At 54.1% G+C, this 17,223-nt stretch carries 15 protein-coding genes; 14 read left to right on the top strand and 1 reads right to left on the bottom strand.

The window, feature by feature from the left end:
• Window positions 1-218 precede the first annotated feature (218 nt).
• The 3 genes from MHI42_RS05320 to MHI42_RS05310 are packed head-to-tail and all read left to right on the top strand — an operon-like array spanning window position 219 to window position 4,359.
• Complete coding sequence (locus MHI42_RS05320) at window positions 219-2,042, top strand: spore germination protein (RefSeq protein WP_342423022.1); 1,824 nt, start codon at window positions 219-221, stop codon at window positions 2,040-2,042.
• The gene (locus MHI42_RS05315) at window positions 2,026-3,240 is read left to right on the top strand and encodes a Ger(x)C family spore germination protein (RefSeq protein ID WP_342424686.1); all 1,215 of its coding nucleotides are present in this window, start codon (window positions 2,026-2,028) and stop codon (window positions 3,238-3,240) included. Before MHI42_RS05320 ends, MHI42_RS05315 begins: the two co-directional genes overlap by 17 nt.
• Window positions 3,241-3,258: 18 nt before the next feature.
• The gene (locus tag MHI42_RS05310; protein WP_171716437.1) at window positions 3,259-4,359 is read left to right on the top strand and encodes a GerAB/ArcD/ProY family transporter; all 1,101 of its coding nucleotides are present in this window, start codon (window positions 3,259-3,261) and stop codon (window positions 4,357-4,359) included.
• Here the strand turns inward: MHI42_RS05310 and MHI42_RS05305 are convergent.
• Complete coding sequence (locus MHI42_RS05305; protein WP_042136582.1) at window positions 4,332-4,589, bottom strand: hypothetical protein; 258 nt, start codon at window positions 4,587-4,589, stop codon at window positions 4,332-4,334. The genes MHI42_RS05310 and MHI42_RS05305 overlap by 28 nt on opposite strands.
• A 156-nt stretch (window positions 4,590-4,745) precedes the next feature.
• Here MHI42_RS05305 and MHI42_RS05300 point away from each other — a divergent pair, with 156 nt between their 5' ends.
• The 11 genes from MHI42_RS05300 to rlmN all read left to right on the top strand — a co-directional run bounded on the left by MHI42_RS05300 (window position 4,746) and on the right by rlmN (window position 17,223).
• Window positions 4,746-6,620, top strand: coding sequence for a bifunctional homocysteine S-methyltransferase/methylenetetrahydrofolate reductase (locus MHI42_RS05300; RefSeq protein ID WP_171716436.1), 1,875 nt, complete (start codon window positions 4,746-4,748; stop codon window positions 6,618-6,620).
• A gap of 38 nt (window positions 6,621-6,658) precedes the next feature.
• Window positions 6,659-7,555: a YicC/YloC family endoribonuclease gene (locus MHI42_RS05295; protein ID WP_342423021.1), complete on the top strand. Its 897-nt coding sequence runs from the start codon at window positions 6,659-6,661 to the stop codon at window positions 7,553-7,555.
• A 51-nt stretch (window positions 7,556-7,606) separates the two neighbouring features.
• Window positions 7,607-7,867, top strand: a complete 261-nt coding sequence (locus MHI42_RS05290) for a DUF370 domain-containing protein (protein WP_006209218.1) — start codon at window positions 7,607-7,609, stop codon at window positions 7,865-7,867.
• Between the two features lie 18 nt (window positions 7,868-7,885).
• Window positions 7,886-8,455 (top strand): guanylate kinase, encoded by a 570-nt coding sequence (gene gmk / locus MHI42_RS05285; RefSeq protein WP_039298007.1) that lies wholly within the window; start codon window positions 7,886-7,888, stop codon window positions 8,453-8,455.
• 54 nt (window positions 8,456-8,509) lie between these two features.
• Window positions 8,510-8,713, top strand: coding sequence for a DNA-directed RNA polymerase subunit omega (rpoZ, locus tag MHI42_RS05280; RefSeq protein WP_042136588.1), 204 nt, complete (start codon window positions 8,510-8,512; stop codon window positions 8,711-8,713).
• A 536-nt stretch (window positions 8,714-9,249) separates the two neighbouring features.
• Window positions 9,250-10,482 (top strand): bifunctional phosphopantothenoylcysteine decarboxylase/phosphopantothenate--cysteine ligase CoaBC, encoded by a 1,233-nt coding sequence (gene coaBC, locus MHI42_RS05275; RefSeq protein WP_342423020.1) that lies wholly within the window; start codon window positions 9,250-9,252, stop codon window positions 10,480-10,482.
• The gene (gene priA / locus MHI42_RS05270) at window positions 10,482-13,013 is read left to right on the top strand and encodes a primosomal protein N' (protein ID WP_042136592.1); all 2,532 of its coding nucleotides are present in this window, start codon (window positions 10,482-10,484) and stop codon (window positions 13,011-13,013) included. The genes coaBC and priA overlap by 1 nt, the downstream gene beginning before the upstream one ends.
• Window positions 13,014-13,117: 104 nt before the next feature.
• Window positions 13,118-13,603, top strand: a complete 486-nt coding sequence (gene def / locus MHI42_RS05265; protein WP_042212916.1) for a peptide deformylase — start codon at window positions 13,118-13,120, stop codon at window positions 13,601-13,603.
• Between the two features lie 5 nt (window positions 13,604-13,608).
• On the top strand, window positions 13,609-14,550 hold the full coding sequence (gene fmt / locus MHI42_RS05260) for a methionyl-tRNA formyltransferase (RefSeq protein WP_042136595.1): 942 nt from the start codon (window positions 13,609-13,611) through the stop codon (window positions 14,548-14,550).
• Complete coding sequence (gene rsmB / locus MHI42_RS05255; protein ID WP_342423019.1) at window positions 14,547-16,031, top strand: 16S rRNA (cytosine(967)-C(5))-methyltransferase RsmB; 1,485 nt, start codon at window positions 14,547-14,549, stop codon at window positions 16,029-16,031. Before fmt ends, rsmB begins: the two co-directional genes overlap by 4 nt.
• Before the next feature lie 151 nt (window positions 16,032-16,182).
• Window positions 16,183-17,223: a 23S rRNA (adenine(2503)-C(2))-methyltransferase RlmN gene (gene rlmN, locus MHI42_RS05250; RefSeq protein WP_042136599.1), complete on the top strand. Its 1,041-nt coding sequence runs from the start codon at window positions 16,183-16,185 to the stop codon at window positions 17,221-17,223.

The following is a 17,223-nucleotide window of genomic DNA, read 5'->3' as shown; positions in this document are numbered from 1 at the left end:
AATGCCCGGTTATCTATGAGCCAAAGCTGTAATACGTACAGTATTTTACCGGTTTGGCGTGAATTCAAGTGACGTGAACTTAAGTGGCGTGAACTTAAAAATCTCCATTCTACCCATGGATACCCCCGACCTCCACCCGGAGGGAAGCCAGCCGAATAATGGCAAGGATATCCGCGAATAATAGAACTCTGCATGAGCATGGGAGGGATGAGGCGGATATGAAGTCATGGTCCAATAAACATAAACAGGCAACAGCTGCAGCTCCGGCGAACCAGCCAGCTGAAGGCGGAGCTCCTTATCTGTCCGATAACTTTGCCCGGAATCTGGATAGTATGCAGTCTGAGCTTGGCGGCAGTCCGGATCTCAAAGTCCGCAGAATCCAGATCGGGGGAGAACGCCGGATTGAAGCGGCGGCAATTCATCTCAGCGGATTGGCTGATACGGTGGCCGTTAACGAATTTGTAATTGGCTCGCTGCTGGGCAATACGGAGGACCTGTTCCCGGACGATACGGACGACATGGTAACAGCCAGCGATCAAGCCGCACCGGAGACCAGCCATGGCGATACAGCAGCTTCCGGCACCGCCGCTCCGGCAGAAGCTGCAATTAACGCCACAGCCGAGTCTGCTGCTAACTCCGCCGCTAAGTCTGCCCCCATATTCACCGCAGAGCCCGGCACCGGACGCTCCCCCCTCCCGCAGCTGATTCTAAACCGCGCCCTGGAAATCGGCGACGCGGTATTGCAGGAGGAATGGAAGGATATGATGTTGGCCGTTCTCTCAGGCGACACCGTTATATTGCTGGAGGGATACCGGACAGCTATTATCTGCGAGACCCGGGGCGGGGAGCAGCGATCGGTCAGCGAGCCTTCCTCGCAGCTTGTGGTCCGGGGGCCGAAGGATGGTTTTGTAGAGTCGGTGGCCACGAACATCTCACTGATCCGCCGCCGGATCAAATCGCCCAAGCTGCGTCTGGAATACATGAAGATAGGTACAGAAACACAGACTCATGTGGCTCTGATGTATATGAAGGGGATAGCCGGGGAAGATCTGATCCGGGAAGTCAGGGAACGTCTGCGTAAGATAACCCTAGATGAAGTGCTGGAGTCGGGTTTCATTGAAGAATTAATTCAGGATAAGACGTTCACACCGTTTCCTACCATATACAATTCGGAACGGCCGGATGTGGCGGCAGGCAATCTGCTGGAAGGCAGAGTGGTCATTATTGTCGACGGCACCCCGTTTGTCCTGATCCTTCCGGCGGTGTTCACGCAATTTTTTCAGTCTGCAGAGGATTATTCCCAGCGTTTTGATATCGCCATTATGATGCGGGTCATCCGTTATGTCAGCTTTCTGGTCCTGATTCTCGGCCCTTCCGTTTATCTTGCACTGACTACCTTTCATTATGAGATGATTCCGACAACACTGCTGATCAATCTGCTCTCCCAGCGGGAGAATGTGCCTTTCCCGGCTTTTGTGGAGGTGCTGCTGATGGAAACGGCTTTTGAGATTCTCCGGGAAGCCGGAGTGCGGATGCCCCGTGTCATCGGGCAAACGGTATCCGTCGTCGGTGCGCTTATCCTGGGAACCGCTGTGGTGGAAGCGGGGATCATTACACCGATCATGGTTATCGTGGTAGCGTTGACCGGGATTGCCAGCTTTGCCATTCCGGCGTATAACATGGCGATTGCCGGGAGACTTATCCGGTTTGCTTTTCTGATCATGGCAAGCATGTTCGGCTTCTACGGGATTACGCTGGGACTGATTGTACTAGTGGCACATATGAACAGCCTGCGTACCTTCGGCATTCCCTATCTGTCCCCGTTCGTGCCTCTTTCGGTCAAAGGGCAGAAGGATACGATTCTCAGGCTGCCGCTCTGGCTGATGGGCCCCCGCAAATCACCGCAGCAGATGCGCGCAGAGCTGCCTGAATACATGCAGCTAACGACGGGCTATGACGAGCAGCTGTCTCCGCTCATTCTCAAGAATAATACCGCTGCCAGGCAGCAGGCCGAAGGTGAACAACATGAAACTGATGAATAAGATATCCGTCTTCCCTGCACTGCTGCTGGCTCTTCTGCCGCTGCTCCTGCTTACCGGCTGCTGGGATAATGTGGAGCTTAACCGCCGGGCCATTGTCTCAGGGGTAGCCATCGACCGGGGGCCGACCGAGGCTGAGAAATACCGGCTGTCTTTTCAGGTCATCGTTGCTGAGGAAATATCAGGGGAGAATGCCCGGGGGATTTCCCCGGTTGCCATGTACACAGGTACCGGCCGGACGATGTTCGAGGCACTGGCCGATGCTTCCCGGCAAACAGCGCGTTTCTTATCACTTGGACATGTACGGGTGCTGGTGGTTTCCGAGGAGCTTGCCCGTGAAGGGATCAAGGATATCCTGGATGTGCTGGAGCGGGAGAGTGATACCAGGCTCACCAGTCTGATCTTTATTGCCAAAGGTCAGCCGGCGCATGAATTGATGTCAACGATGACCGTGTTCAGCAAAATCCCTGTAAATGATCTGGTAGAGAAGCTGGAGACGACTTCGAAGCAGTTCGGCTACAACTTCCGGATGGAGGTGGATGATGTGATCCGCGGGGTTCAGCTCACAGGAGGCGGACCTATTATCAATGGGGTGTTTACGAGCGGAAGCAGGGAGGGAGCAGACACCAACGATAACCTGAAAAGCATTTCACCCAAGAACATTCTGAGAATTTCAGGACTGGCAGCGTTCAAGGACGATAAAATGAAAGGCTGGCTGGACGGCGACGCCGCGCTGGGCACCGTTCTTTTGCATAACAAAATCAAAGAGTTTCCCGTTGTAATCAAGGACAAAGAAGGCGGCTATCTGTCTTTCAATGTCTATCAGTCACAGGTAACCTTGAAGGCGGCTGTTACAGATCCGGAGCATCCGGTCATTATCGTGAAAATCAGACAGCAGGCTGCGATTAAGGAATCTGCCAATTCCCTGGACCTTACTTCACCAGAGGTACTGGAGGGATTGTCTGAACAGCTGACGGAGGAAACGATTAAGCAGATTAAGACAGCGATTGCTTCAGCACGGGAGTTCAAAAGCGATTATCTCGGCTTCGGACAGGTGCTGCAGCGGAACCATCCGCACGGCTGGAAGCAGGTCAAGGATCATTGGGAGGATATTTTTGCAGTCTGCGAAGTCCAATTTGACGCAGATGCCGTCATCCGGCATACGGATATGCGCAGCAACTCTTTTCAGATCAACAAATAGAACCGGGGAGGTCTACATATGGGGACGATCAAAATCGGACTGGGCCAGTTCTTCTGCTTGACCGTTTTGTTTGAGCTGGGAACGGCACTGGTTGTCAATCTGGGTATGGAGTCCGGCAGGGATGCCTGGCTCTCGATTCTGGTCGGCTGTGTGGCCGGTCTGATCGTGTTCACGGGTTATGCCTATCTGTACCGCAAGCACCCCGACATGCCTTTTACCGCCTATACGCGGCAATTGCTCGGCAAATATATCGGAACTCCGGTGGCCATACTGTACATCATTCTCTACATTAATCTTGCCGCCCGGGATTTGCGCGATGGCAGCACTATGCTCGCTATGGCAACCATGCACAACACTCCGCTGTTTATTCTCAGTACGCTGATGCTGCTCTCGGGGGCGTATGTGCTGCATAAAGGCGTGGAGGTGCTGAGCAGGACTTCGGTGGTTTTTGCGCTTGTGGTGATGCTGATCGGCTTGTTCGGCACAATTATGCTGGTGCTCTCGGGGTCTATCAATTTGCACAGACTGCTGCCCGTGCTCGAGAATGGCCTCCAGCCTGTGCTGGTCTCGGTGGCGCATCAGAATTACATGTTTCCGTTCGGGGAGATGGTTTGCTTCACCATGCTGATGCCCTATTTGTCCAGTGTCAAAAAAGGACCATGGGTCATCGCCGCCGGTATCCTTTTCTCCGCCATTCTGCTCAGCTTCACTATGGCCTTGAATATTTCAGTTCTGGGTGAGGATATTGTGGAGCGCTCGCCGCTGCCGCTGATGCCGACGATCAGCAAGATTTCGATCTCGGATTTCATCCAGCGTGTGGATATATTTGTAGTGATGGTGCTGATTATCGGGGTGTTTTTCAAAATGGCTGTGTTCTTTGCCGCTGCACTGGTCGGTATTTCGGAGCTGTTCCATATGCCTTTCCGCCGGATGCTGTATCCTTGTGCGCTGATTATTCTGTTCACCTCCATGCTGGATGCCCGCAGCTTTACAGAGCATCTGGATGAGGGCGGAGGTCTTTTATATTTGGTGTATCCTTTTTTCATGCTGGTTGTTCCGGCGGTGCTGGTGGTGATGGCGGCAGTCCGGGCTCATTTCTCTGCACCGCGTCCGGGCTGAGTTCCCCGTATCCAGTAGACGGCATCCGGCACGATCATGCAGAGGATCAGCACTGTTGCAGTCAGCTTCTCGGAAGCAGTATAGAGCAGGTAATCGAAAATGTAGCCGATATTATCCAGCCCGTACCCGAAAAGCCAATCCCCCAGATACAAATACAGCAGCGAGAGGGCGGACAGCAGCAGGATGACGGCATATTTGCGCAGCAGCAGCTTACGGGTGTTTTTTTTCATTGGACAGGCTCCTCTGTAAAAGAATAGGAGTAGTATGAATCATTTGCCGGTATGCCATGCAAAGGGCGTCTGTTTCCGCTGATCAAAGCTTATCATCCATCCCGTTTTATGTTACATTAGTATGAAACTAATGACAAAAAAGGGGAGGTTCTTACGGTGAAGCCGGATTTGCGCTCTGCATGGGAGAATAACGTATTGGTCGGAGACGGGGCGATGGGAACCTTTTTATATCAAAAGGGTTTTCCTGTAGGCATCTCCTATGAGGAATTGAATCTGACCTCTCCGGAGGTGATTGAGGATGTCCACCGGAGCTACATGGAAGCCGGTTCAGTCCTGCTGGAGAGTAACACGTATTCGGCGAACTATGATAAGCTCTCCAAATTCGGGCTGGAATCCAAGGTTGCCGAGATCAACCGCGCCGGGGTGAGCATTGCCCGCCGTGCAGCCGGAGAGACCGGCTATGTAGTCGGGGCTGTGGGATCTATACGCGCCGGCAAACGGGCTAATTTGTCCTCGGCTGAGCTTAAGCGGTTTTTCTCGCAGCAGATTGCTGCGCTGCTGGAAGAGCAGCCGGACGGTATCATGCTGGAGACCTTTTATGATGTGGAAGAGCTCCACCTGGCACTCAGAACCGTCCGCAAGCTCAGCGGGCTTCCTGTAATCTGCCAGCTGGCTGTAGATGACTCGGCGCGAACACTGGACGGGCTTACTCTGCCTGAGGCGTTCCGCATTCTGGAACAGGACGGTGCGGATGTCATCGGCTTCAACTGCAACACCGGGCCGAACGGCATCAAGCGTGCGCTGGGCACTCTTCAGGGGCGGCTTGTGCTTCCTGTATCGATCTATCCCAATGCGGGGGTAGCAGATTATGTGGACGGCCAGTACCGCTATGGGGCATCACCGGAATATTTCGGCCAGATGGCTCCGGTCTTCGCGGATATGGGCAGCCGGATCATTGGAGGATGCTGCGGCACCACTCCCCGGCATATTGCGGAAATTTCCGCTGCACTCAAGGAGTATGCGGTTACGCCGCTTCCGGAGCCTGATGAACATAGAATGGCAGAACGGATTTCTGTGCATGAGCATTTGAGCGAGGATGAAGGACAGGGCGGAGCAGAACCGACGCTTGTGGATCTGGTGAAGGAACGGCATACAGTGATCGTAGAGCTTGATCCGCCGCGTGATCTTGACATTGCGAAGTTCATGCGGGGAGCGGAAGCGCTGCGCAGAGCCGGCGCGGATGCGCTGACGCTGGCAGACAACTCGCTTGCGGTTACCCGGATGAGCAATATGGCACTGGGGCATCTGGTTCAGGCCCGTACAGGGCTGCGGCCGCTGGTGCATATTGCCTGCCGGGACCGCAATCTGATCGGTACCCAGTCGCATTTAATGGGCTTTGACGCTCTTGGCATTGACCATGTACTGGCTGTAACCGGTGATCCGGCACGTTTCGGTGATCTGCCCGGGTCCAGCTCTATTTATGATCTGACCTCTTTTGAAATTATACGTATGATCAGACAGCTGAATGACGGTGTGGCCTTCTCGGGCAAGCCGCTCAAACAGAAGGCGAAGTTCGTGATCGGTGCTGCGTTTAATCCCAACGTCAAGCACTTGGACAAGGCGGTGGAGCGGCTGGAGAAGAAGATCGCATCCGGTGCGGATTACATTATGACCCAGCCTGTCTATGATCCTGAATTAATTGCCCGGATTGCCAAAGCCACAGAGCATCTGGATATTCCGATCTTTATCGGAATCATGCCGCTGGCCAGCGGCCGGAACGCTGAATATCTCCATAATGAGGTTCCGGGAATTCAGCTCTCCCCCGAGGTCCGCAGCCGCATGCAGGGACTGGAAGGCGAAGCGGGGCGCGCGGAAGGCGTTCTCATCGCCAAGGAGCTGCTGGATGCGGCGACTGCGCATTTTAACGGCATCTATCTGATTACACCCTTTATGTTCTATGATATGAGTGTACAGCTGCTGGAGTATGTCTGGGCGAAGCAGGGACGCAGATTGTCCCCCTTGTTTCGCTAGTAAGAATCAATTACAATAGTGTAATGGATGTGATTCCGTTGTCATTTAGTATGACCGGATACGGTCAGTCATCCCTGCAATTCGGTGGACACAAGATTAGTTTCGAAGTCAAATCGGTGAATAACCGTTACTGCGAAGTTGTGCTGCGGATGCCCCGGGATTGGACGGGTTATGAGGATATGGTGCGGCGGCTCGTTCAAGCCCATATCAAACGGGGACGGGTAGATGTCATCATTAATAGGGAACTCACCGAGGGTGCGGCTGACGCGCATGCGCTGAACCGTACGCTGGTGAAGTCCTATCTGGACGCAGCAGAGGCCTTAAGACGGGAGTATGGATTCCAGGGAGAGTTGACTCTCCGTGATATACTTTCTATGCCCGGTGTTATGGAATTCAAGGAAGAGATTCCGACTGCTGCTGCGTCTCCCTCTGAAGAAGTTGCAGAGCTCCTCGAGAAGGGGCTCCGCCTTAGTCTGGAGGCCCTGCTGGAGATGCGTGCCCGCGAGGGCGGTTATCTGGCTGCTGATCTGTCACGCCGGGTTGACCGGCTGGAGGAGCTGCATGCCGGGATAACCGGGCTTGCGCCTCTGGTTGTGCATGAATACCGCGAGAAGCTGCGGCAGCGGCTCAGCGGACTGAATGACGGGAACTTCCCGTGGGATGAGCATAAATTCGGCATGGACATTGCTATTTTCGCCGACCGCTGCAGTATAGATGAGGAGCTTACCCGGCTGTACAGTCATTTCGGGCAATGCAGGGCTTTGCTGCTTGGCAGTGAACCTGCAGGACGCAAACTTGATTTTCTCATTCAGGAGATGAACAGGGAGACCAACACCATCGGGTCCAAGTGCAATCATCTGGACATCGTGAATCTCACGCTTGACATGAAGGCGGAGCTTGAGAAGATACGCGAGCAAGCGGCGAATTTAGAATAACAGGGACCTGAAACAAGCAAAGATGTAACTTATGGGGGGAACAACCGGAACATGGCAATCAAATTAATCAACATCGGCTTTGGGAATATCGTGTCGGCCAACCGCATTATTTCCATTGTCAGCCCGGAATCTGCACCGATCAAACGAATTATTCAGGAGGCCAGAGACCGGCATATGCTGATCGACGCCACCTACGGAAGACGGACGCGGGCCGTCATTATTACAGACAGCGACCACGTCATTCTCTCGGCCGTTCAGCCGGAGACCGTTGCTCACCGCCTATCCAGCAAAGATGACGATAACGACGAATAACAACAAATGGAGTGTACTATGTCAAAAGGATTGCTGATCATACTATCCGGCCCATCCGGCGTCGGCAAAGGTACGGTATGCACTGCGCTGCGGCCGAAGATGCCTGAACTCGTCTATTCCGTTTCCGCCACCACGCGTTCACCGCGTGCAGGTGAAGAGAACGGCGTCAATTATTTTTTCAAATCCAGAGAGCAGTTCGCGGACATGATTGAAGGTGACCAGCTGCTCGAATATGCGGAGTACGTAGGCAATTATTACGGTACTCCGCGTGACTTTGTGGAGAGAACACTCGAGAGCGGAAGAGATATTATTCTGGAAATCGAGGTTCAGGGAGCTCTCAAAGTCAAAGACAAATTCCCAGAAGGCATCTTTGTCTTCCTTCTTCCTCCGTCGATGGACGAGTTGAAGGACCGTATCCGCGGACGCGGTACGGAGCATCCTGATGTGATTAATCACCGCATGTCTGTTGCAGAGGATGAAATCGGCCTGATCCGGCATTATGATTACGCAGTAGTGAATGACGAGATCGATCTGGCCTGCAAGCGAATAGAAAGCATTATTATCGCCGAACATTGTAAGGTGAGATGATAGGTTCTACAGGATTGGTTCATATTTATAGTAAAAGATGAAGAGGTGTTCTACATGCTATATCCATCCATTGACGAACTGGTGACCAAGGTCGACAGCAAGTATTCCCTGGTTGTCGCTTCAGCCCGCCGGGCTAGAGCACTCCGTGAAGGCGGAAAGACTGATATCAAGAACCCGAGATCGCACAAGTTTGTTGGTGTTGCGCTTGAAGAGATCTATGAAGACCGCATTATCGTAACACGCGGCGACGAAGAATAGTCTCAAGGTTCCGGCTCAAGGCTCACAGCAGAAACGGAAACCATCCCGCTTAGGGATGGCGCAGCCGTTTCTTCTTGAGTTAAGCCAGTTAAGCTGCACAATGAAATAGATAATAGCCCGCACCGGGCTGTTCCTGACAACCGGAAGGTTGTTATTTTTTTCTCTATTTATAAGGAAATAATGAAGCGGGATAGATTGAACTTGAAATTTTGAGTGAAGTGAACGGAGCAGCGGAGGGGATTTTGGAACTGTAGGAGCGACAGCGACCGCCTGAAAGCTTTCCGCAGGAAAGCTAGCCTCGGAAGCATAATCAGTCACCGGATTTCTACCGCGATATGCGGTATAAATCAAGAAATCTGGGGATGGGCAGCGGCCGGAAGTCCAACTATCACCGCAGTGGCGATAGTTCCTTTATTCAAAAAAACTAAATGAAATCTATACAGCTTCCTTTTGACGTAAATATGAAGATTTTCATTTCTTCTTTTCATAGCGGCATATACAATGGCCACAGATTGAGGAACAGGGGGGAGATCAGTTTGAAGAGTTTACAAGGAAAGTCGATTATACTCGGAATCACAGGAGGCATTGCTGCTTATAAGGCGGCGGCCTTGACCAGCAAGCTTACCCAGCAAGGCGCCGAGGTTCATGTCATCATGACAGCGTCGGCCAAGCAGTTCATTACGGAGCTGACACTGCAGTCATTGTCGAAGCAACGGGTATACAGCGATACTTTTCAGGAACGCGACCCGTCCTCCATCTCACATATTGATCTGGCGGATTCGGCCGATCTGGTCCTGATCGCACCGGCTACCGCGAATATTATTGCCAAAATGGCGCACGGGCTGGCAGATGATATGCTGTCTACTACACTGCTTGCCGCCACAGCTCCTGTAATGGTGGCTCCTGCAATGAATGTTCATATGTATCAGCATCCGGCGGTATTGAGCAATATCGATACACTCTACAACCGGGGGGTACATTTTATTGAACCGGGTGAAGGACTGCTGGCCTGCGGTTACGTGGGCAAAGGGCGGCTGGAAGAGCCGGAAGCCATCGTGAAGGTTGTGGAGAACTTCTTTGCGTTGCAGAACGACAAGAAATCCGGACCGCTCGCTGGTAAAAAGGTAGTTGTTACCGCTGGCGGTACGGTTGAACGTATCGACCCTGTCCGTTACATTTCCAATGATTCCTCCGGAAAAATGGGCTTCGCGCTGGCACGGGCAGCACGCGCCATGGGGGCAGAGGTTACCTTGATCGCCGCGCGTACGGATGAAGCGCCGCCGCGCGATGCCGATATCCGGCTGGTCCGCGTTGAATCGGCGCAGGATATGTATGAAGCGGTCACGGAGCGCTGGGCCGATTGCGACATTCTCATTAAAGCGGCAGCTGTCGCAGATTACCGTCCGAGACACAGCGCGGAGTCCAAGATCAAAAAGAGCGGTGACACCATGACCCTTGAACTGGTGAAGACTACCGATATTCTGGAGAGTCTCGGCAAAATGAAGGATAAGCAGTTCCTGATCGGGTTTGCCGCCGAAACCGGAAATGCGGAATACTACGCCAAAGACAAGCTGGTGCGCAAGAATCTTGATCTAATCGTAGCCAACGATGTAGCATTGGAAGGTGCCGGATTCGGCACCGATACCAACATTGTGTCAGTCTATGATGCAGACGGCCTGGTACTGGATCTTCCTTTAGCTTCCAAGGATGAGGTAGCGCGCCGGGTGCTGCAGCTCGCCGCTGAGCGTGTTGCCGGAGCCTTGTTATAATGGATATTGCCAAGGTCATTGTCGATGTTCCTGTGCGCAGCACCGACCGGCCGTTTGATTATTTGATTCCCGATTCATTGAAGCTTTGGATTGAAGTAGGCAGCAGAGTGGCGGTTCCGTTTGGACCCCGGACCGTTCAGGGCTTTGTTGTATCCCTGGAGTCGGGAGAGACCGGCAGCGTTTCAAGAATGAAGCCGATTGTGGAAGTGCTCGATCTGCTGCCTCCGCTGTCGCCGGAGCTGGTAGAGCTGGGCGACTGGATGAGCCAAAGATATGCCTGCAGACGGATCTCCGCACTGCAGGCTATGCTTCCGACTGCCCTGAAGGGCAAAGCCGAGCGGCTGATCTCGCTGGGTGATGCAGAGGCAGCAGCCCATACTCCCGGAGATGAGCTGTTTCCGCTTTTCCTGGAGGCTGACAACGAAGAGCAGGAGATTACTGACTTCGTCAGACGCCACGGGGAAGTATCGATGAAGCTGCTGACCCGCACCTTCCCGGAGGCTGCTGAGACTGTAAAGTTCATGGTGCGGCGCGGTGTGCTGGCGGAGAGCCAGTCGATCAAGGACAAGATGGGCAAGAAGAAGCTGAAGGCCGTTGATTTGGCCATAGGCCTCTCGGCAGCACGCGAATCCCTGTCCGGCTTCCCGGCGCGTTCGGCGCGCCAGAAGGAAGTGCTGTCCTTCCTGATCGATATGGAGGCAACACTTCCCATGCCGCTCAAGGATGTGCTGTCGGTTCTTCAGGTTACGGCCGGCACGGTGAAGGCGCTGGAGGACAAAGGGTATATTGAGATTAGTGAAATTGAAGTATACCGCGACCCCTATCAGGGACGCGATTTCAAGCCGAGTACACCCTTGCCGCTGACAGCGGAGCAAGAGGTTGTGTATAAGCGGATTGTGGGAACTGTAGAGCAGCAAACGCATGAAGTCTTCTTATTGCACGGGGTAACGGGCAGCGGGAAGACGGAGATTTATCTGCAGTGCATTCAGCGCTGTGTGGAGCAAGGGCGTCAGGCCGTAGTGCTGGTGCCGGAAATTGCCCTGACTCCACAGATGGTTGAACGGTTCAAAGGCCGGTTCGGCAGCGGGGTGGCAGTAATGCACAGCCGGCTGTCTGTCGGCGAACGCTACGACGAATGGCGCAAGATCCGTGAGGGCAAAGCGATGGTTGCTGTCGGCGCACGCTCGGCAGTGTTTGCTCCATTCGCCAATCTGGGCCTCATTATTATGGATGAAGAGCATGAGGGCTCCTATAAGCAGGAAGAAAATCCGAAATACCATGCCCGTGATGTCGCGGTCCGCCGGGCTGAACAGGGCGGGGCAGTGGTGATTCTGGGCTCGGCTACGCCTTCGCTGGAGAGCTATCACGCAGCCAGATCACAGAGCGATATTCATTTCTCACCGATTCTGCTGGAGATGCCTAGCCGCGCACTTGGCAACGAGCTGCCCAAGGTGGCAGTGGTCGATATGCGCGACGAGCTGAAGGAAGGCAACCGCTCGATGTTCAGCCGCAGGCTGCATGCTGCGCTGGTGAGCAGGCTGGAACGAGGGGAGCAGACGGTACTCCTCTTGAACCGCAGAGGGTTCTCTACCTTTGTCATGTGCCGGAGCTGCGGATATGTCGCCGGTTGTCCCGAATGCGATATCTCGCTGACATACCATAGCCGCAGCGACAATCTGCGCTGCCATTACTGCGGCCATGCCGAGCCCGCGCCTAAGCTGTGCCCCGAATGCGGCAGCGAGCATATCCGCTTCTTCGGGACAGGGACCCAGCGGGTCGAAGAGGAGCTGGGCAAGCTGTTTCCCGGTATACGTGTCATCCGTATGGATGTGGATACAACCACGGAGAAGGGTTCACATGAGAAGCTGCTGAACCAGTTCAGGGATAAGAAGGCCGATGTACTGCTGGGAACGCAGATGGTGGCTAAGGGACTGGATTTCCCCGATGTTACACTGGTCGGTGTCATCACTGCGGACTCGGCGCTGAATCTGCCGGACTTCCGGGCGGCGGAGAAGACGTTCCAGCTGCTCACACAGGTTGCCGGAAGAGCGGGCAGACATCAGCTGCCCGGCGAAGTGGTTGTGCAGTCTTATACACCGGAGCATTATTCGATCATCCATGCCAGCGGACATGATTACAGATCGTTCGTACGGGATGAACTGAAGCACCGTAAGGAGCTGCATTATCCGCCGTATTGCCGGCTGATTCTGGTTACGCTGTCGCATGAGCAGCTTCCGCTGCTGCTGAAGCTGGCGGAGAATTATGCCCTGAATATCCAGGGCAAAGCAAGGCAGCTGCGCTGGTATGGCAGTCTGGACAAGCTCTCCTCGGATGCACTGGATCTGCTGGGTCCGGTAGCGTCACCCTTGCCTCGGCTCAAAGGCCGTTACAGATTCCAGTGTATTATCAAATGGCGCGGTGCGATTGATGCGATCGGACTGGCCCGTCAGGTGGCCGAGGAGCTGGAGGACTCTGTCCGTGACAAAGGACTGCAGATCAGCATTGATGTGGACCCGCAGATGTTGATGTAATCTCCCGGCGTGTTACAATGGGTAAGGTGTTTTACTATGAAATGAAAGAATGATTTCATTTTATATACTATAGACATGTTCAGAACAAGGATGGTGTTTTTGTAATGGCAATCAGGCTGATCGTGAAAGAACCGGATGAAGTATTACACAAGAAAGCTAAGACCGTAACAACCGTAACCCCGAATGTGCAAAAACTGCTCGACGATATGGCGGATACGATGTATGACGCGGAAGGCGTTGGTCTCGCAGCTCCGCAGGTTGGAATTCTAAAGCGTCTGATCGTAGTCGATGCCGATGAAGAGCATGGATTGATCAAGCTGATTAACCCTGAGATTATCAGCATGGACGGGGAGCAGTTCGGACCTGAAGGCTGCCTGAGTATCCCCGGTCTGAACGGCGATGTACGCCGTGCAGAGACAGTAACCGTACGCGGTCTGGACCGTGAAGGCAACGAAGTTACAATTACCGGAAGCGGATTGCTTGCACGGGCTTTTCAGCATGAAATCGATCACCTGAACGGTGTGCTGTTCACGGATATCGCCGAGAAGGTATATGAGTATACAGCAGAACGCAGTGAAACTGAGGAGTGAATGAAATGAAGATAGTGTTCATGGGAACGCCGGCTTTTGCGGTACCCTCCCTGCGGATGCTGCTGGAGGAGGGCTATGAGGTAGTCGCTGTGGTTACCCAGCCGGACCGTCCGCAAGGACGCAAGAAGACGCTTGCCCCTTCACCTGTGAAGGAGGCTGCACTTGAACTGGGCTTGCCGGTTCTTCAGCCGGAACGGATGCGGCGCCCGGAGGCGGTAGCTGAACTGGCTGCCTATGAGCCGGATCTGATTGTTACAGCGGCTTACGGGCAGATTCTGCCGAAGAGTGTGCTGGAGCTGCCGAAGAACGGATGTGTGAATGTCCATGGCTCACTGCTGCCGAAATACCGCGGCGGCGCCCCGATCCAGCGCTGCATCATTAACGGTGAGAAGGTAACGGGTGTGACGCTGATGTATATGGCGGAAGGACTGGATACCGGAGATATGATCTCGCGGGTAGAGGTGCCGATTGAGGACGAGGATACCTCAGGCACCATGTTCGGGAAGCTGAGCATTGCCGGACGTGATTTGCTGAAGGCGGAAATGCCGCGACTTGCGGCTGGACGTGTAGAGGCGACGGTGCAGGATGACAGCGAAGCAACTTATGCGCCGAATCTCAGCCGCGAGGATGAACGGATCGACTGGACGGCCGGGTCACTGGCAACCTATAACCGTATCCGCGGGCTGGTGCCATTCTCGGGTGCCTTCACCCTATGGAATGACGAGACCTTCAAGGTATGGGCGGCGGCGAAGCCGGATAACGGCAGTTCCGCCGGCGGTAATGCTGCTCCGGGTACAGTGCTGTCTGTAAGCGAACGTGGAGTTGAAGTGAAGACCGGCGACGGGATTCTCCTGCTGACAACCGTACAGCCTGCCGGCAAAAAAGCGATGAGTGCGGCAGATTTCAGCCGCGGCGCAAGTCTTAAGCCCGGCACGGTGCTGGGTTGAGCGCGGGCGGCAAAGGCGGCGGACCGCGTAATCCCTCTGGAGGCAACACGTCAGCGGCTTCCGGGAGCTCAGCTCCGGGTGGTCAAGCCAGAGGAGCAGGCAAGAAGAAGCCGGGCGGCAAACCGCCGGCGGCAGCTTCTGCACGCGAGGTTGCGCTTGATGTTCTTGTCCGCGTAGAGCAGCAGGGGGCCTATAGCAATCTGCTGCTCGGCAGCAGCCTGCAGAAAGGCGCTCTCAGCCGTGAAGATACCGGACTGGCTACGGAGCTGGTGTATGGCACGATCTCACGGATGATTACTCTGGATTATGTTCTGGAGGGTTTTGTGAGCAAGGGAGTAGCTAAGCTTCAGCCCTGGGTGCGTAATCTGCTGCGTCTGAGCCTGTACCAGATTATGTATCTGGACCGGGTTCCTTCGCATGCAGCCGTTAATGAGGCTGTGAATATAGCCAAGAAACGCGGCCATCAGGGGATTTCCGGCATGGTTAACGGCGTGCTTCGCAGCGTGCTGCGGGCTGGGGAACTGCCGGTGTTGCCGGAGGGGCTCAGCAGGGAAGATCGGATCTCTATTGTTCATTCCCATCCGCTCTGGATGGTGCACCGCTGGTCTGCGGAATATGGCACAGACACGGCGGAGGCCATATGTGCTGCGAATAACGAAGCGCCTGCGGTCAGTGTCCGCGTCAATACAACTATGATCAGCCGTGAGGCGCTGCTGGCCGAGATGCTCGAAGCGGGTCTTGAGGTCTCTGAATCGAAGGTTAGCCCCTTCGGGCTGATTGTTAAGGGCGGCGGCAATATGGCTCTGACTTCCTGGTACAGGGACGGATATCTCTCGGTGCAGGATGAAAGCTCCATGCTGGTGGCTGAAGTTGTAGCCCCTGAAGCAGGAATGAAGGTGCTGGACTGCTGTGCCGCTCCCGGAGGCAAAAGCGCGCATATGGGCGAGTTGATGAAGGACGAAGGATCTATACTGGCCAATGATCTGCATGAGCATAAGGCGAAGCTTATCGCAGATCAGGCGGCCCGTCTGGGTCTGGAATGCATCGCTACCTTAAGCGGCGACGCACTGCAGCTGGGTGCCGCTCTTCAGCCGGAATCCTTCGACCGGATTCTGCTGGATGCCCCTTGCTCGGGGCTTGGGGTGATCCGGCGCAAGCCGGATCTGAAGTGGCGGAAGCAGCCCGGAGATGTGGACAGCGTAGCTGCGCTGCAGCATGAACTGCTGCAGTCGGTTGCCGGGCTCCTTAAGCCTGGCGGTGTGCTGGTCTACAGCACCTGCACTACCGAGCAGGCGGAGAACGGCCGGATTATCGGGGATTTCCTGGAGCGTAATCCCGGGTTCGCTCCGGTCAGCTTCAAGACCGCCGTCTGGGAACGGCTTGAGGGAACCGCAATTGCCGCAGGCGCTGGAATACAGCTGCTTCCCCATCATTTCGGAAGCGACGGATTCTATATTGCCCGGCTGGAGAGACTCTCGTAATATAGTGATTTCTGCATGGAATTACAGCTTCCCGCCCCGCAGAGGTTTTGCGCGGCGGGCTTTTCTTTTACCGGCTCTGGAATTTGTGTTAAAATAGGAAGAATGAGAAATAATACGCATATAATTTACGAAAGAACAGGTGCTAATAACAATGAAACCTTTAATATATGATTTTTCTTTAGAAGAGTTGCAGCAGTGGGCCAAGGATAACGGAGAGCCGGCTTTTCGCGGCGGACAGATTTTTGACTGGCTGTATGTGAAGCGGGTCAATGATTTTGAATCCATGAGCAATCTCTCCAAGGCACTGCGCGGCAAGCTGGTGGAACAATTCAGTATTTCGGCTCTGACTGAAATTACGAAGCTGGAATCCAAAGACGGTACTGTGAAATTCCTGTTCGGTCTGCATGATGATCATGCGATTGAGACAGTTATTATGAAGCACAATTACGGCAATAGCGTATGTGTAACTACCCAGGTGGGCTGCCGGATCGGCTGTACCTTCTGCGCGTCTACGCTTGGAGGTCTGAAGCGCGATTTGACCGCAGGGGAGATTGTGGCCCAGGTAGTGCGTTCCCAGCAGATTCTTGATGCCCGCGGCGAACGCGTCAGCAGCATCGTTATCATGGGCACCGGCGAACCTTTCGAGAACTACGACGCAACCATGAGATTCCTGCGCCTCATGATCCACGAGAAGGGTCTGAATATTGGCCAGCGCCATATTACAGTATCGACCAGCGGGATTGTGCCGAATATTTACAAGTTTGCTGACGAAGATACACAGATCAATCTGGCGATCTCGATTCATGCGCCTAATGATACGCTCCGTTCCAAGCTGATGCCGGTTAACCGCCGCTATCCGTTTGATGATGTAATCGAGTCATTGCGCTATTATCAGGCCAAGACAGGCCGCCGGATCAGCTTCGAATATGCCTTGATCGGCGGCGTGAACGATCAGCCCGAGCATGCCGAGGAATTAGCGGGAGTGCTTAAGACCATGCTCTGCCATGTGAACCTGATTCCGGTTAACCATGTGCCTGAGCGCAAGTATGTACGGACTTCCCGCAATGATATCTTTGAATTTCAGCGTATACTGGCCGATCATGGCGTGAACGTTACGATCCGCCGTGAGCAAGGCCATGATATTGCGGCCGCATGCGGTCAGCTGCGTGCCAAACATATGGAGTTGGGGTGA

This window comes from Paenibacillus sp. FSL E2-0178 (assembly GCF_038593005.1).
GTDB lineage: Bacteria > Bacillota > Bacilli > Paenibacillales > Paenibacillaceae > Paenibacillus_AQ > Paenibacillus_AQ phytohabitans.
This window is presented reverse-complemented; position numbering and strand designations above follow the sequence as displayed.

Coding starts and splice junctions, on each gene's coding strand:
- MHI42_RS05320 (WP_342423022.1), top strand. CDS start 219: ATGAAGTCATGGTCCAATAAACATAAACAGGCAACAGCTGCAGCTCCG.
- MHI42_RS05315 (WP_342424686.1), top strand. CDS start 2,026: ATGAAACTGATGAATAAGATATCCGTCTTCCCTGCACTGCTGCTGGCT.
- MHI42_RS05310 (WP_171716437.1), top strand. CDS start 3,259: ATGGGGACGATCAAAATCGGACTGGGCCAGTTCTTCTGCTTGACCGTT.
- MHI42_RS05305 (WP_042136582.1), bottom strand. CDS start 4,589: ATGAAAAAAAACACCCGTAAGCTGCTGCTGCGCAAATATGCCGTCATC.
- MHI42_RS05290 (WP_006209218.1), top strand. CDS start 7,607: ATGGCAATCAAATTAATCAACATCGGCTTTGGGAATATCGTGTCGGCC.
- gmk (WP_039298007.1), top strand. CDS start 7,886: ATGTCAAAAGGATTGCTGATCATACTATCCGGCCCATCCGGCGTCGGC.
- rpoZ (WP_042136588.1), top strand. CDS start 8,510: ATGCTATATCCATCCATTGACGAACTGGTGACCAAGGTCGACAGCAAG.
- priA (WP_042136592.1), top strand. CDS start 10,482: ATGGATATTGCCAAGGTCATTGTCGATGTTCCTGTGCGCAGCACCGAC.
- def (WP_042212916.1), top strand. CDS start 13,118: ATGGCAATCAGGCTGATCGTGAAAGAACCGGATGAAGTATTACACAAG.
- fmt (WP_042136595.1), top strand. CDS start 13,609: ATGAAGATAGTGTTCATGGGAACGCCGGCTTTTGCGGTACCCTCCCTG.
- rlmN (WP_042136599.1), top strand. CDS start 16,183: ATGAAACCTTTAATATATGATTTTTCTTTAGAAGAGTTGCAGCAGTGG.